The following is a 16686-nucleotide window of genomic DNA, read 5'->3' as shown; positions in this document are numbered from 1 at the left end:
GTTTTCAGCTTTCTTATCTGAACGATCCGTTTTTTGTTTCTGCATCAATAAACAGAATTGCTTTTTATATTAATACCATTCCCTTTATCTATTGTCAACGATTGATTTACTGTTTTTGTTGAATCACTAAGATCAAAGAATTTTTAACCACAAATAAAATCAACACGTAAGTATGGATACTAAAATTAAAGCTTGGTGGCTGGGACATTCCGCCTTTCGTCTTGAATCTCCTTCAGGGAAAGTTATTTATGTAGATCCTTTCCTGTCGCAAAATCCAAAAACACCGGATGATCAGAAGAATCCGGATGATATAGACTACATTTTGTTAACCCACGGACACGAAGATCACGTTGGGGATACGTTGGATCTGGCCGAAAAAACCGGATGTAAAGTAGTGGCTCAGGTAGAGCTTTCTCACTTACTCAAGAAGCACGGGTTGAAGGAAGATCAGCGAGTAGAGTTCAATAAAGGCGGGACAGTACATTTTGATGATTTTTCAGTGACACTGGTTAATGCCAATCACAGCTCGTCCTTTCAGGGGGATTATGCCGGAGAAGCCGGTGGTCTTGTAATCTCTTTTGAAGATGATATCTGTTTTTACCATCTGGGCGATACCAACATCTTTGGCGACCTGGAGCTATATGGCGAGATGTATCAGCCGCATGTTATTGCTGTGCCGATGGGAGACTACTACACCATGGGACCACAGGAAGCGGCGATTTGCTGCGACATGCTAAACGCCAAAGTTGCTGTTCCAATTCACTACGGAACATTTCCGGTTCTGACAGGTGACCCTGAGGATTTTAAAGAATTCACACAGGAATACTGTGATACAAAAGTTGAAATTCCGAAACCCGGAGAGCAGTTTTTGGGCAACTAATCAGGATTTAAACAGTCAGTTTTTCGATAATATTTTAAGAGCAGTATTAGGTGATAAAATCTTCATCTATTTCTGCTCTTTTTTTTAAACAAGTCATTTTTAAAATATTTCTACTCAACATTGAAATAAGTTTGCTGTTAAGTTTACCTCTTTCCTTGTCTAAACTGATAACCATTTTTAAAATAAGAGATCGAGCATTTTTAAATCCGATCTGAAATTATTCCTCTCCTTCGTTTATGTATTTATCGCGCTTTTCCAGAAAATCATCCTTCCTTCACCTTTAAAAAGTATATACAAGCGAATTTTTTTCAACACTAATTGGACCTTTTTATCTAAGTTTGATTTTGTTGGTTTAAAAGCTTTTAAATGCACTTTCATGGCATAAAAAAGCGCTTTTATTTTGGCTTGTATATATAATGTATATCTTGCGATCGCTCCTCTTCATCATTAATGTGAGGTTGGATTTGTTGGAATAGGCATTACATACAGATCCTTAGCAAGAATTTTCAAAGTTAATAAAAATGACCTCTATGAAAGCTAAAATTACTGTGATCTGTCTATCAATATTGAGTCTTTTTTTCATCTACTCTGTTCCCTTAATGGCGCAAACAGAGAATGTAGTAGTTGAAGAGAGTGAAGATGGATGGAGACTTCTCGTCGACGGTGAGCCACTAATGGTAAACGGAATGAACTGGGACTATTTTCCCAGGGGAACCAACTTTAACTACAGCCTTTGGAATCAGTCTCCGGAGTTTATACAGCAGGCTCTGGATTATGAAATGGGCTTGTTAAAAAATATGGGTGTGAATGTAATACGTGTCTATACAGGAATACCCAAGAGATGGATTACATATATATATGAGAATTACGGCATTTATACGATGCTCAATCACTCATTTGGGCGTTACGGGTTAACAATCGACGGATCCTGGATGGCTAATACAGAGTATTCAGATGAGAGGGTAAAAGAATTACTGCTTGAGGAAGTCACTCAACTCGCAGAAGAGTATAGAGATACCCCGGGGCTGCTTCTATATCTTTTGGGAAATGAAAATAACTACGGATTATTCTGGGGCGGAGCTGAAACCGAAGATATACCTATTGAGGACAGAGAATCTACAATCCGAGCAAGGGCCATGTATGAACTCTTCAATGAAGCGGCTGTAGAGATGAAAGCTATAGACAGCAGCCGGCCTATTGCTATGGCAAACGGTGATCTGCTTTTTATGGACCTTGTTGCCGAATTAGTTCCCGATATGGACATCTTTGGAACGAATACTTATCGGGGAATGACTTTCACCGACCTGTATGAAAGAGTTCAAAATGAGTATGGAAAACCTGTTCTTCTTACTGAATTTGGCTCAGATAGATTTAACGCTCAAACATTGCAAGAGGCGCAGATCCCACAAGCAACCTATTTATTAAGTAACTGGAAAGATATTTACAGAAATGCAGCCGGTTTAGGCGGCAGTAATAACTCCATTGGTGGTTTTACTTTTCAGTTCAGTGATGGCTGGTGGAAATACGGACAAACCGAGGGACTCGACACTCACGATACCAACGCATCATGGGAAAACGGCGGATATGAGTTTGACCATGTTCCCGGCGAAAATAATATGAATGAAGAGTGGTTTGGCATTATGGCGAAAGGACCAACCGATTTGAACGGTTTTTATGAGCTTTATCCAACTGCGGCATACTATGTACTGAAAGAAGTACACGAATTCGAACCCTATGAAATGGGTGTAGATACTGTAGATCTGGAAAGTCACTTTTCTGAAATATCTGTAGTTGGCGAAAATCTTCGTGCAAGCGCAGGTGGCGGTTCAGGCGGTGGCGGTTCCGATCTTATTTCACTGAGCAGATTTACTGCCATGTTTGAAACCTACAATACGGGTGGCAGCAAGATCACCACACCGGATGATGCCGATCCGGATGTTGTTCAGTACCCTGATGAACTGGGTTTTGATCACATGCAATCCTACTTAATAGGAGTGGAAGCAAATCCATCTCCAAACATGAGAGCCGAAGTGGTTGCAAACGTTTTGGGGAATGTTGCAGAGAACCCAATTGATGAAATCTTTTACGAAAACCGCGGACGAGCGGTAGAGCTTATGGGGCAAAATGGAAACGTTACGGCCGAATCACTCAATCGGGTTGATATTTACAGTGCCAGTTACTCCTGGAATGATGAATATTTCAATCTTGATGGATTTTACCGCACTGGGCACTACCATTGGGGTTATGAAGGAGACTTCTTCGGTTTATACCCGGAATCGAATTACGGCGACCAGATCTTTACCTATAACGGCGAGGCTCCATTTGGATTCGAAGCGGAAGGTAAAAAAATGCTTGATGGAGCGAAGCTTGCCTTTGGTCCTCAATTATGGTGGGGAGCAAACCCGGCTGTTTTACTGAAATACTCCAGAGATATCGGACAAACATCATTAACCGGTATCTTTCATGAAGATATTGAGCGACAAGGGTTAACTGGAAGTTCATTTGCGATTCCTCAACCCAAAACAAGACGATTGACACTCTATGCGGGTCGTGATTTTGGAAACTTTGGAGTTGAGCTGGGCGGTATTTGGGCCGGTGAGCCTCTGAATGGCCGTGAGTTTCAACTTGCTCGAGAACAGGCCGATGGCGGCTACGATGTATATGTAGATGAGATTAAACCGGAAGATAACTGGGGTGGTAAATTAAAACTCACCTACGAAGGAGGCCGGTTTAACTGGTACGCACAGTCTGCAGTTATGGGATTGGTTGCACAAGGTGGTGCAGATCAAACAATGACATTCACCGGCTGGAGACTGAAAGACAGCGGCAGCGGAAACCAGTATAATTTCCTATCCGGGTTTACATACATGCTTGGTAACATCCAGGTAGCTCCTAACTTTCTATGGCAAAAACCGATTGAAGGACCTATTCCTTCCGGTGTTGATGCTCCGGCAAGGCCACGAAACATTCTGGATGATCCATTTGTGGTAAGATCCAACAGAGAGCAGGTAGCCGGTGAACTTCTGTTAACATACGATCCAACCCCGGGCACCTACATGTATGAGTGGGATAATGATATGGCAGAAGATGCCGCATTGGCAATGAGCCTTGGTTTCGTATACAGATATCTGCCAACAACACAGGATGCAGCCATTGGTATTTTACCCGACGGAAGAACATTCTTTCCGTTCCCGGGAGCTCCACCCGTACCCGATGAAAATATTTTCGGATTAAACGGACTTTGGGAAGTGAATGCACGAATTGTCTCTAAAGTTAACCGGGATTTGGGCATCATTGCCAATCTATATGGAGGAGAAGCACAGGCAAATGGCAGTGACCCAAGACTGATTACCCGATTTGGCGGTGACTTGAGGATGATCTATAAGCAGTTAAAATTCAGCTCTCACGTTAAAGTGAATGATTGGGGGCCTTACGATTACCACAGAGATTTCAACTTAACATTCCCTCTTCAGTTGATGGCAGACTTCTCTACAGATTTAGGAAGACCGGACTGGTTTGACCTGCCTTCTACCAGAATTGGTGTAAGAGGTACATGGAGATCGCTGGATGATTTCTCACCCCGATATGCGCCGACGTATATGATGGATCCAAGCGGGGAACTTGTCCCCGATCCTACTGCTTTCGGATTTGACAATGGAAGTGAGTGGGAATTCAGAACATACATTCAAATTAATCTTACCAACTAATAAAGAGGCAGAAACATGAAATTTTTGGAATTAAAAAGCACCCAACTTACGATACTGGCAGGCTTGCTACTCATGTTCTTTGCACAGGGCTGTGAGCGAAGCGTTGACGGCCTGGAAGAACCGGATTTCCCGGCTAACCCTGAAGTATTTATTGATGGCTTTAGTGCCGGACTTGAATACTATCCTTACGAAGATTCAAGACAGGATGCATTCAGCGTGGATGAAGATGATACCTATGATAACTCTGCAGCATCCATGCGCTTTGATGTACCAAACGTAGGTGATCCGGCAGGAGCATATGCCGGTGCAATATTCAGAGATGAAAACGGAGGGAGAAATTTAACTTCTTACAATGCATTAACGTTTTATGCCAAAGGAACAAAAGCCGGATCAATCAATGATATCGGTTTCGGTCAGGATTTCTTAGGTGATCAATATGCGGTAACACGGAATGATCTCAAGCTTACCACCAATTGGGAAAAGTATATTATTCCTATCCCTGATCCATCCGTTCTGACCTCAGAACAGGGACTGTTTTGGTATGCTGAAGGGCCTGAAGATGGAGATGGTTACTCATTTTGGGTGGATGAACTCCAATACGAAAACCTTCCCGGCTTGGCACAGGCACGACCGGCTATTTTGAATGGAAACGAAGAGACTCAAACCAGTTTTATTGGTTCAAATACTTCGGTTAGCGGTCTTACATTTACCGTAAACCAGGCTAACGGAGTGGATGTAACCGTGGGTGCTGCACCGGCATACTATTCATTCAGTTCATCCGACCAAAGTGTTGCTACAGTAAATGAAGACGGAGAAGTAAACGTTGTTGGCCAGGGTACTGCAGAAATAACTGCAACTTTGGGTGACTTGAATGCCAGTGGTGCACTGATCATCGAATCAATCGGTAATTTCACTCCGGCCCCTACACCAACCGAAGATCCGGATGATGTCATCTCTATTTTCAGTGACGCTTACGAAAACGTGCCCGTTGATTTCTATAATGGCTTTTATGAGCCGTTTCAAACCACTACTTCAAGTGACTTTACAGTGGATGGTAACGACGTATTGGGATATGAAAACTTCAACTTTGTAGGTATTGAGTTCAATCAGAACGTACCGACTATAGATGGAAGCGATATGAATATCCTAAGTATGGATGTTTTCTTCCCGGATGAAGTTCCTGATAACTCTACACTAAGAGTAACCCTTAGAGACTTCGGTGCAGATGATTCGTTTGGTGGCGGTGATGATACCGAGGAAGCTACTTCTGCTAGCAATCCTGAATTAGAATCCGGTGAATGGATAACAATAGAGCTTGATATTTCGGGCATGGCTAATAAATCAAATCTTGGCCAGATCGTATTAGACAGCGACTTGGGGCCCGGTTTAGCAGGTGAAACAATCTACGTCGACAATATTTACCTGCGCAGATAGCGGGTAAATATTATTCGGCGGAAAAAACGAGCCTAACCAAAATGAATAAATAATCACCAAAGTAAAGCATGAAAGCATTATTCAAATTTCTCCTCTACCTGGGTTCCTTTTTAGTTATCCTGACGGGTTGCGGAACAGAAAACGAACCTGAAGAAGAAGTCACCAGAGAGATCATCTGGCAGGATGAATTCGATGTAGACGGATCTGTAGACTCAGACCTGTGGATTTACGACATCGGAACCGGTGAGGAGATATTTGGCCAGCCCGGCTGGGGAAACAATGAGCTGCAGTATTACACCGACAGATCCGAAAATATTCGGGTTGAAGATGGAATGCTGCAGATCACGGCTAGAGAAGAGTCGTTCGAAGGCTCTTCTTACACGTCAGCTAAGATTCTGACAAGAGGTCTTTTCGAAAGAACCTATGGGCGTTTTGAAGCTCGCATTCAGCTTCCTTTTGGCCAGGGTATCTGGCCGGCATTCTGGCTGCTTGGCGACGATTCAGGCGGTACGGAAACCTGGCCACAAATTGGTGAGATCGATATTATGGAATATCGTGGTCAGCAACCTACGGTAATCCACGGAAGCGTTCATGGTCCCGGTTACTCGGGTGGAAACGCAGTAACTGATTCGTACACAATACCTAATGGACGATTTGATACTGAATTTCATATTTTTGCCATTGAGTGGGGACCCGATTTTATCAGGTACTATGTAGACGATATCCTTTACAATACCATCACTCCTGAAGATGTCAACGGAGAATGGGTATTCAATGACAATACATTTTATATCATCCTGAACGTAGCGGTTGGCGGAACATTTGTAGGCTCTCCTACATCCCTTACTCCTTTTCCACAAACCATGATGGTGGACTACGTTCGGGTTTATGACCTTGAAAATTAAAACACTTGGTTCCATCTGATGGAAGACTCAGATGGATTTCTTACATACATATTTAATTTCTAAAAAATTTAAAAAAACGAATAGCAGAACATTGGCAAAATCCATATCAGTAGAAAATTTTGACGGTGAAAAATGGTTTAAAATCAGTAACCACGACCAGTTTCGACCATTTTTCATGAGCGTTGTTAGCGATTCGAACCATTGGATGTTTATATCCAGTAACGGTGGGCTTACCGCAGGGCGTAAAAATTCAGAATATGCCCTTTTTCCCTACTACACCGATGATAAAATTACAGATTTAGCTGACACCACCGGCAGTAAAACCATTATTCAGATTAAGGAAAAAGAAGAAACTCTGCTTTGGGAACCCTTTTCCGATCGGTTTGCCGATAACTACTCCATTAGCCGGAATATCTATAAGAACCGTTACGGCAACAAAATCCTATTTGAAGAGATTAATCACGACCTGAATCTGACTTTCAGATATCAATGGAATTCAAGCAATCTTTATGGGTTTGTGAGAACGTCCGAAATGATCAATCACTCGGATCGAGATTACTCCCTCTCATTCATAGACGGTATACAAAACGTTCTTCCCTATGGAGTTGAGAGCGACATGCAGCAGACATCCAGTAATCTTGCAGATGCTTACAAACGAACGGAATTGGTCCCCGAATCCGGGTTGGCCATTTTTGCATTGAGCGCCATCATTGTAGACAAGGCGGAACCGAGCGAAGCACTTAAGGCAAACATCGCCTGGTCTTACGGTCTTGAAAATCCACAACACCTGTTATCATCCCTTCAGTTAAATAAATTCAGAAAACGGGAAGAAATTTATGAAGAGCAGGATGTTAAAGGTGAGAAAGGCGCATACTTTCTTCATGCCGATGTAGATTTACCGGCAAGCGAAACCAAAGAGTGGAAAATTGTAGCGAATGTAAATCAGAACCAGTCGCAAGTTGTTGAGCTTAGTAAGGCGATTCAACAGGATCAGCAGCTTAACAAGAAACTCCGGAAAGATGTAGACAAAGGTACCGAGCGACTTCTTCTGCTCACAGGCAGCGCCGATGGACTCCAGAAAACATCAGATCACCTGAAAGATGCGCGGCACTACTCCAATGTGCTATTTAACATCATGCGCGGCGGTATTTTTGATGATAATTACAACATCGAAAAGGGTGACTTTGTCTCTTATCTGAAAAGTGCCAATCAAGAGGTCTTTCATAGAAATGAAGATTTTATCAGCAACCTGAACGATGTATTCAACAACAGAGAATTGTATGATCAACTTGAAAATACAGACGATCCGGATCTGCTGCGCTTGTCAACAGAGTATCTGCCGCTGAAATTCAGCCGAAGACATGGAGATCCCAGCCGTCCCTGGAATCAATTTTCCATCAACACGCACAGCGAACTGGATGGATCCAAAATATTGGATTATGAAGGAAACTGGCGAGATATTTTCCAGAATTGGGAGGCATTGGTTCACTCCTATCCCGGTTTTATTGAAGGGATGATTTTCAAATTCCTGAACGCCACTACATTTGACGGGTACAATCCATACCGAGTCACAAAAGGCGGATTTGATTGGGAAACCATCGATCCGGACGATCCATGGTCCTACATCGGCTATTGGGGGGATCATCAGATTATTTATCTGCTGAAATTTTTAGAGTTTTACAGAAACCTTCAGCCGGATGCACTCGAGCGGATTTTCAACAAAGAGTATTTCGCTTACGCCAATGTCCCCTACCGGATTAAACCTTACGAACAGATCGTAAAAGATCCGAAGAACACCATCGATTTTGATGAGAAATCAGATCAGGAAGTTCGTGAGAAAGTTGAAAAAATTGGTGCTGACGGTGCACTCCTTCAAAGTAAACAGAGTGATATTCATAGGGTAAACTTTATTGAGAAGATTCTGGCAACAGTTCTTGCTAAGATGTCCAACTTTATACCTGAAGGCGGCATCTGGATGAACACCCAGCGCCCCGAGTGGAATGACGCCAATAATGCCCTTGTAGGAAATGGGGTCTCAATGGTGACACTTTACTACCTGAGGCGGTTTTTAAATTTCTTTGAAGATACCCTTTCAGAAACGGAAATTAACGAGTTGGTTATCTCTGAAGAGCTCCATCGCTTTTTCACTCAAATTTCAGACACCCTACAGCAGCATCAAGACTTATTAAACAATCGTATTGATGACGCAGACAGAAAAGCTGTAACGGATGGCTTAGGAACTGCGGGTAGCGACTACAGACAAAAAATCTATAGCAAGGGGTTCAGCGGAAAAAAAGAGACTGTGAAAATTGATCATATCTCAGAATTCCTGAACACGGCCCTCTCCTATTTGGAGCATTCCATTGAAGCCAACCGAAGAGAAGACAAGCTGTATCACGCATATAATTTAATGAGCATAAACGCTGACGGAGTCTCAGTTTCTCGATTGGATGAAATGCTCGAAGGACAGGTTGCCGTTCTCAGCTCAGGGTATTTGAGCCCGAAGGAATCTGCTGACGTTTTGGATGCTCTTCGCAACAGTTCTCTTTACCGGGAAGATCAGAACAGTTACATCCTCTACCCTAACAAGGATCTGCCCGGATTTTTAGAAAAAAACAACGTTCCTGAAAGTCTGGTTGAGAAATCCGAACTGCTCAAGAAAATGATTGCAGACGGTAACCGGCAAATTATCAACAGAGATGTGGAAGGTAATTACCACTTCAACGGAAATTTCAGAAATGCCGGGGATCTAAAAAAAGCTCTGCATGAACTGGAGTCAACGGAATATCAACCTTTGGTTGAAAAGGAATTTGATCTTCTGCTTCAAATCTTTGAAGAGGTATTTAACCATAAAGCATTTACAGGCCGATCGGGCACTTTCTTTGCCTTTGAAGGATTGGGTTCTATCTACTGGCATATGGTTTCCAAACTCTATCTGGCCGTAGAAGAGGTAACTCTTGATGCATATCATAAAGAGGCGGATGAATCTGTTCTCAATCGTCTGAGAAACCACTTTTACGAAGTTGGCGATGGAATTGGAATTCATAAATCTCCTGAAGATTATGGGGCTTTCCCAACCGATCCATACTCACATACTCCTTATCACAGAGGTGCACAACAGCCCGGTATGACCGGACAGGTAAAGGAAGATATATTGGTGCGAATCGGTGAGTTGGGAGTGTTTATAAAAGACGGAAAAGTTTCTTTCAAACCGCTTCTTCTTAAAAAAGATGAATTACTGACAGAAGCGGCAGCATTCAAGTATGTCGATGTACAAAAAGAGCCCAAAAAGTTGAACCTTCAGCCAAACTCCCTATCCTTTACATTTTGTCAGGTTCCGGTGGTTTACCGACAAACAGGAATAGATAAAATCACGGTTGAACATGCAAACGGGGAATCACGGGAATTTGACGGGCTGAGCCTGGATCAAGAAACCAGTGAAAAAGTATTTAATCGCACCGGTGAAATAGAGCTGATCACTGTTTATTTGAATAGTGATAGATTCATGTAGCCTAACTGTACTAATCAAGGAAAATAATGAAAAAATTACACTTATTGCTGCTTGCACTACTAGTTCCTTTGCTTATGAATTCCTGCAACAGTTCATCGAATGAAAATTCAGCCGAATCAAAAACATCATCCGACACGGCTGAAGAAATTCTTGGTAATCCGGATTACCCCGCTATTTCATATAGCGGCTACCGGGGAATTTCGCGAGATATTCAGCCTACAATTCCAGAGTTGAAAGAAGACATGAAAATCCTTTCGGCAATGGGTATAAAAATTGTGCGAACGTACAATGTGTACCTCGATGCGGTTCCCAATCTGCTGCGAGCCATTCGGGAAATGAAAGAGGAAGACCCCGATTTCGAAATGTATGTGATGATGGGGGCCTGGATTGATGCTAAAAATGCATGGACCGACGAACCCGAACGCATCCGGGATGAAGATCACCCGAGAAATCCCGAAGAGATCGACAGGGCCGCAAACCTTGCAAGCCAATACCACGACATTGTTAAAGTGATTGCAGTTGGCAACGAGGCCATGGTACACTGGCAGGAGGAGTATTATGTAGAACCCGGAATTATTTTAAAATGGGTAAAGAATCTTCAGGAGCGGAAAGCAAACGGAGAGCTGCCCGAGGATTTATGGATAACCAGCTCGGATAACTTTGCCTCCTGGGGTGGTGGCGGTGAGGAATATCACAAAGAGGATCTCAATGAACTTATTCGGACGGTAGACTACATTTCGATGCACACCTACCCTATGCACGATACGCACTACAATCCCGATTTCTGGGGTGTACCTGAAGATGAGGAAAACCTATCAGACATGGAGAAGATTGATGCTGCCCTTGATCGATCGCTCGACTATGCAGTGTCGCAGTATCAGAGCGTGGTCGATTATATGAAGAGCCTTGGAGTAGACAAAGAGGTTCATATCGGCGAAACCGGTTGGGCAACCATATCGAACGAATATTATGGACCTGAAGGTTCACGAGCTACGGATGAGTATAAAATGAAGATGTACCACGACATGATTCGGGAGTGGTCTGACGAGAATGAAGTCTCCGTCTTCTATTTTGAAGCATTTGATGAAAAATGGAAAGATGCAGAAAATCAGCTCGGCTCAGAAAATCATTTCGGGCTGATCAACCTGCAATCTGAGGCTAAGTATGTGCTTTGGGACGAGGTTGATGCAGGCGTGTTTGAAGGATTGACGCGTGACGGAATGCCAATCACAAAAACATACAATGGTGATTTTGATGCTATGATGGAAGACGTTAAAGTGCCGCCAACAGATCAGGAAATTCAGGAAAGATTGCAATCTCAAAACACAAACTGATATGAAATCAACAGCAATAATAGCTTTCTTTACGATACTTATTTTCACACTTACCGGCTGTGATATGAATAATAATGAGATGAACATACAAATATTTGAAACTTCCGAGAGCGGAAATCAACTTACTGAGCTGCAAGAGTTTCAGGAGTCTGATCAGCGTGTGGAAGTTTCGATCAGCCCTGATGATACGTACCAGGAAATTACCGGTTTTGGCGGATCATTTACTGAAGCATCCGCTTATCTGTTGAATGAGCTGAGCAATGAAAACCGGATGAAAATTCTGGAAGCCTACTTCGGTGAAGACGGAGCCCGTTACTCACTGACTCGAAAACATATGAACTCCAGCGATTTTTCCCTGTCTAATTACTCTTACGCTCCGGTTGAGGGAGATGTTAACCTGGAAAACTTCTCCATCGATGAAGACCGGGATGACATGATTCCGATGATTAAAGATGCGATGGAAATATCTAAAGACGGGTTTAAAATCATTGCGTCTCCATGGACGGCTCCACCCTGGATGAAGGATAACAAAGATTGGAAAGGTGGCAAACTGCTTCCCGAATATTATGAAACCTGGGCTCTGTTCTTTTCAAAATATCTGGATGCCTATCGGGAAGAGGGAATTGATATCTGGGCGTTTACTGTAGAGAATGAACCTCTTGGCAATGATAGCAATTGGGAGAGCATGCACTTTACACCCGAAGAGCAGAATGATTTTGTTAAAAACCATCTGGGGCCACGGTTGCAACAGGCCGAACAGGATGTTAAGATTCTGGGATATGACCAAAACCGGGATGAAGAGTTGATCGAGTGGGTGGATACAATGTATGACGACCCGGAAGCTGCTCAATATTATGATGGAACTGCCGTGCATTGGTATGGAAGTACATATCATTACTTCCCTGAAGAGTTACAATATGCCCACAGCAAGGCTCCGAATAAACATTTGATACAAACGGAGGCTACGGTGGATGCTGAGGTTCCTGCCTGGAAAGACGACGCGTGGTATTGGTCTAAGGAAGCTACAGACTGGGGCTATGACTGGGCGCCTGAGGAGAGAAGACATCTTCACACAAAGTATGTACCCGTTTTCAGATACGCTCGGGATATGATTGGAACTTTAAACAACTGGGTTGATGGCTGGGTTGACTGGAATATGGTGCTGGATCGTCAGGGCGGGCCAAACTGGGCCGAAAACTGGTGTGCAGCTCCCGTCATTGTGGATCCCGAACAGGATGAGGTCTACTTCACTCCTCTTTACTACACCATGGCTCACTTCAGCAGATACATCAGACCCGGAGCCGTTAGAATTGGTCATAATCATTCTGATGAAAACTTGATGGTAACGGCTGCACAAAACCCCGACGGATCAATAGCCGTTGTGCTGTTTAATCCTGAAGAAGTTGCAAAAAGCATCAATTTAAACTTGAATGGAAAATCGACTGAATTTTCAATCAGTGGAAAAGCAATTCAAACCGTCGTCATTACCGATTTAGATACATAATTAATCATCTGAAAAACCTAACGAATATCTGCCAATAGTAACTAACCATTGCATTGGGCAAAAAGTCTCCTTTGAATACAAAAAAACTATTCAAGCGGTGCTACCCCGCCCCATGATTGATCTGTCATAAATCTCAAATAACTAAAGGATGTCGCAGTCTAAAACCATAAAAAAGAAAGTACCCTATCGGCATAAGATAGCATTCGGGATGGGTATGTTGGCCAATCAGATGTTTCCCGCAACGTTGGGAATATTCATGGTGGTGCTTGTTCAGAATTTAGGATTCCCCGGTTGGATGTGGGGCATCGTCTATTTCCTGCCTAGGGTTCTCGATGCTGTTACCGATCCTATCGTGGGGTTTATATCTGATAATACCCGCTCAAGATTTGGACGCAGAAGGCAGTATGTGATTTCAGGTGCTGTTATCATGGGTGTTGCTTTTACGATCATGTGGCAGCTCTATGCAGAAAACACAGTCAATTACAATTTTGGCTACTTCTTATTCTGGTCATTTGCCTTCTACATCGGCTTAACCATATTCAGTGTGCCTTATGTGGCTATGGGTTATGAAATGAGCGACGATTTTCATGAGCGAACCGAAATTATGGCCATCGCACAGTGGATTGGTCAATGGGCATGGGTAATCGCACCTTGGTTCTGGGTGATCATGTACGATCCGGCATGGTTCCCAAGCGCTGAAGCAGCCACTCGAGAGCTTGCCATCTACGTTGGTATTATCTTTGCACTCTGCGCTATGATTCCCGGACTTTTTATTCCCAGTAAATCTACGGTAAACGAAGATTATGAATCGCTGACTCTGAACAACATTAAGCGGAGTCTCAAACAAATCATCAGGGGGTTCAAGGAGGCATTGTCATTAACCCCATTCAGAAAGCTCTGTATTTCAACATTTTTCATCTTTAATGCCTTTAACACCGTTGCCGGTTTTTCCTTCTTCATTATTGTCTGGTATTTGTTCGGCGGAGACGCCGGCGAAGCGGGCATTTGGACTCCCCTGTTTGGGAGTGCAGGAGCACTGGTTACCACCTTTTTGGTGATCCCGATTGTGGCTCGTATGTCAAGAAAACTTGGCAAAAAAAATGCATTCATGATCGCGCAAACCATAGCGCTATTTGGGTATGCAAGTCTGTGGTTCCTATTTGTCCCCGGAAAACCGTGGATGTTTTTGCTGGCATTGCCCTTTCACTCATTTGGGATTGGTAGTTTATTTGTGTTGATGATGTCGATGACTGCAGATGTTATTGATATTGACGAACTCAATTATGGAAAACGAAGAGAGGGAATATTCGGTGCGATCTACTGGTATATGGTGAAGTTTGGTTTTGCGATTGCCGGGGGATTAAGCGGGGTCATTCTTACCGTAGTCGGTTTTGATGGTAATCTCTCGGTTCAGCCTGAAGGAGCGATCACAGGACTGAGATTATTCTTTTCAGCTCTGCCAATGTTTGGAACATTGGTGGCTCTTTGGGTAATGCGAGATTATGATGTAACCGAAGAAAAAGCGAATGAGGTACGGGAAATTTTAGATGCCCGAAAAGCAGAAAAAGATGCAGTTGCTGTCCCGTATTCTTACCAGAAAGACCGGTTGCTCTCTATTACCTCTGTCGATTCTGAAGTGGAAGCTATCGCGGCTGAGATCGATCAGCTTAGTATCAAGAAGTTACGGAAAAGCTTCAAAGAATCACTGAACAGCGGTATTCACGGCTTCTGTTTTAGCCCCTACCTGGAAGGCCAAAACCTGGGTGATCAGCTTTCAAGAGAACAAATAGAGAAAAGAATGAAAATTGTGGCTCCACATACTAAATGGGTTCGCTCATTCTCATGTACCGATGGTAACGAACTGATCCCGGAAATTGCCAAAGGGATGGGATTAAAGACCTTAGTTGGAGCCTGGATTGATGATAATCTGGAAGCCAATAAAACTGAGATAGAGAATTTAATTAAGGTTGCCAAAGCTGGTCATGCCGATATCGTCGCTATTGGTAACGAATGCTTATTGAGGGGAGAACTGAGTGAGGATCAGATCATCGCTTACATTAATCAGGTTAAGGAGGCTTTACCCGGAGTGCCGGTAAGTTATGTAGACACCTACTATCAACTCCACCAGAGTCCTGAAGTTATTGAAGCCTGTGATGTTGTTCTTGCCAATTGTTATCCGTTCTGGGAAGGCTACGATGCCGAGAATTCATCAGTGTATTTGGCTAAGATGTATGAAGTAATAAAAGAGGTCTCTGATAATAAAAAAGTAATCATCGCAGAAACAGGTTGGCCTACATACGGGAAAAATGTGGATCAGGCTGAACCCTCCATCGAAAATATGATGAAGTATTTCATCCGCTTGAAGAAATGGAGCGAAATGGAGGAAGTTGAAGTGTTCTACTTCTCTTCATTTGACGAATCCTGGAAAGCCCGACACGAAGGTGATGTTGGAGCGAGATGGGGACTTTGGAATAAAAATGAACAGTTAAAAGTAAACTAAAATGTCATATAGAAAGGAACAATTTTTAAGTTATAAGAGATCTGATCTCATTCCAAAATTGAATTATTTGGATGAGATGGCAAATGACGAAATAGATAGCCTGTTTAGAGAAGTTTTAGATAATGGCATCTATGGATTTTGTTACAGTATGTATGAGGATGGACAGGGTCCGGGAACCATTGTTACAGAAGAACAAATCCGAAAAAGGATTAAGATCTTGAAACCTTACACTAATGCAATACGATCTTTTTCAACTACGGAAGGAAATGAATTTGTACCTAAAGTAGCCAAAGAATTTAAAATGAAGACTTTGGTTGGAGCATGGCTTAGCGACGATGAAGAAAAGAACAGGGAAGAGATCGATAATTTGGTAAAGTTAGCTAATGATGGAATGGTAGATATTGCGGCAGTAGGTAATGAGGTCCTCTATAGAGGTGATCTTACACCGGAAACTCTCATTGACTACATCAAAGAAGTTCGAAGTAAAATTCCAAAAGATATACCCGTAGGCTATGTAGATGCATATTACGAATTCGTTCAAAGACCGGAAGTATCGGATGTCTGCGATGTGATTTTATGTAACTGCTATCCATTCTGGGAAGGTACCAGCTTCGAACACTCACTACAGCATATGCGACAGATGTATTATCAAGCCAAAGAAGCAGGTAATGGTAAAAAAGTGATAATTACCGAAACCGGATGGCCAAGTAAAGGAACAGCTTTAGGCGGCGCAACACCATCTGTAGAAAATGCTAAGAAATACTTCATCAACACATGCTTGTGGACTCAGGATGAAGATATCGAAGTCTTCTATTTCTCATCTTTTGATGAATCCTGGAAAGTTGATTCTGAAGGAGATGTAGGTGCATATTGGGGAATCTGGGATAAAAAAGGAAAACTTAAATACTAAG

At 42.8% G+C, this 16686-nt stretch carries 9 protein-coding genes; all 9 read left to right on the top strand.

What is annotated here, in order from left to right:
- Window positions 1-172 precede the first annotated feature (172 nt).
- The 9 genes from CWD77_RS01755 (at window position 173) to CWD77_RS01715 (ending at window position 16685) form a co-directional block, all read left to right on the top strand.
- Window positions 173-880: a metal-dependent hydrolase gene (locus CWD77_RS01755; protein ID WP_101071508.1), complete on the top strand. Its 708-nt coding sequence runs from the start codon at window positions 173-175 to the stop codon at window positions 878-880.
- Window positions 881-1410: 530 nt separating this feature from the next.
- Window positions 1411-4587 (top strand): glycoside hydrolase family 2 TIM barrel-domain containing protein, encoded by a 3177-nt coding sequence (locus CWD77_RS01750; protein ID WP_101071507.1) that lies wholly within the window; start codon window positions 1411-1413, stop codon window positions 4585-4587.
- A 15-nt stretch (window positions 4588-4602) separates the two neighbouring features.
- Window positions 4603-6021, top strand: coding sequence for an Ig-like domain-containing protein (locus tag CWD77_RS01745; protein ID WP_101071506.1), 1419 nt, complete (start codon window positions 4603-4605; stop codon window positions 6019-6021).
- A gap of 68 nt (window positions 6022-6089) precedes the next feature.
- Entirely contained in the window at window positions 6090-6926 is an 837-nt protein-coding gene (locus CWD77_RS01740; protein WP_101071505.1) for a glycoside hydrolase family 16 protein, read from the top strand.
- A 31-nt stretch (window positions 6927-6957) separates the two neighbouring features.
- Window positions 6958-10437: a hypothetical protein gene (locus CWD77_RS01735; RefSeq protein ID WP_420821206.1), complete on the top strand. Its 3480-nt coding sequence runs from the start codon at window positions 6958-6960 to the stop codon at window positions 10435-10437.
- Between the two features lie 26 nt (window positions 10438-10463).
- Window positions 10464-11771 (top strand): glycoside hydrolase family 17 protein, encoded by a 1308-nt coding sequence (locus tag CWD77_RS01730; protein ID WP_101071504.1) that lies wholly within the window; start codon window positions 10464-10466, stop codon window positions 11769-11771.
- Between the two features lies 1 nt (window position 11772).
- The gene (locus CWD77_RS01725) at window positions 11773-13275 is read left to right on the top strand and encodes a glycoside hydrolase family 30 protein (RefSeq protein ID WP_165779046.1); all 1503 of its coding nucleotides are present in this window, start codon (window positions 11773-11775) and stop codon (window positions 13273-13275) included.
- 148 nt (window positions 13276-13423) lie between these two features.
- A complete protein-coding gene (locus CWD77_RS01720) occupies window positions 13424-15775 on the top strand; it encodes an MFS transporter (protein WP_101071503.1) in 2352 nt (783 codons plus the stop codon).
- Window position 15776: 1 nt separating this feature from the next.
- Window positions 15777-16685 carry a glycoside hydrolase family 17 protein gene (locus CWD77_RS01715; protein WP_101071502.1) on the top strand — a complete coding sequence of 303 codons (909 nt, stop codon included), beginning with the start codon at window positions 15777-15779 and terminating at the stop codon, window positions 16683-16685.
- Window position 16686 lies beyond the last annotated feature (1 nt).

Source organism: Rhodohalobacter barkolensis (assembly GCF_002834295.1).
Lineage (GTDB): Bacteria > Bacteroidota > Rhodothermia > Balneolales > Balneolaceae > Rhodohalobacter > Rhodohalobacter barkolensis.
Note: the sequence above shows the minus strand (reverse complement) of the source record. Positions and strands in the feature narration are given on the sequence as shown.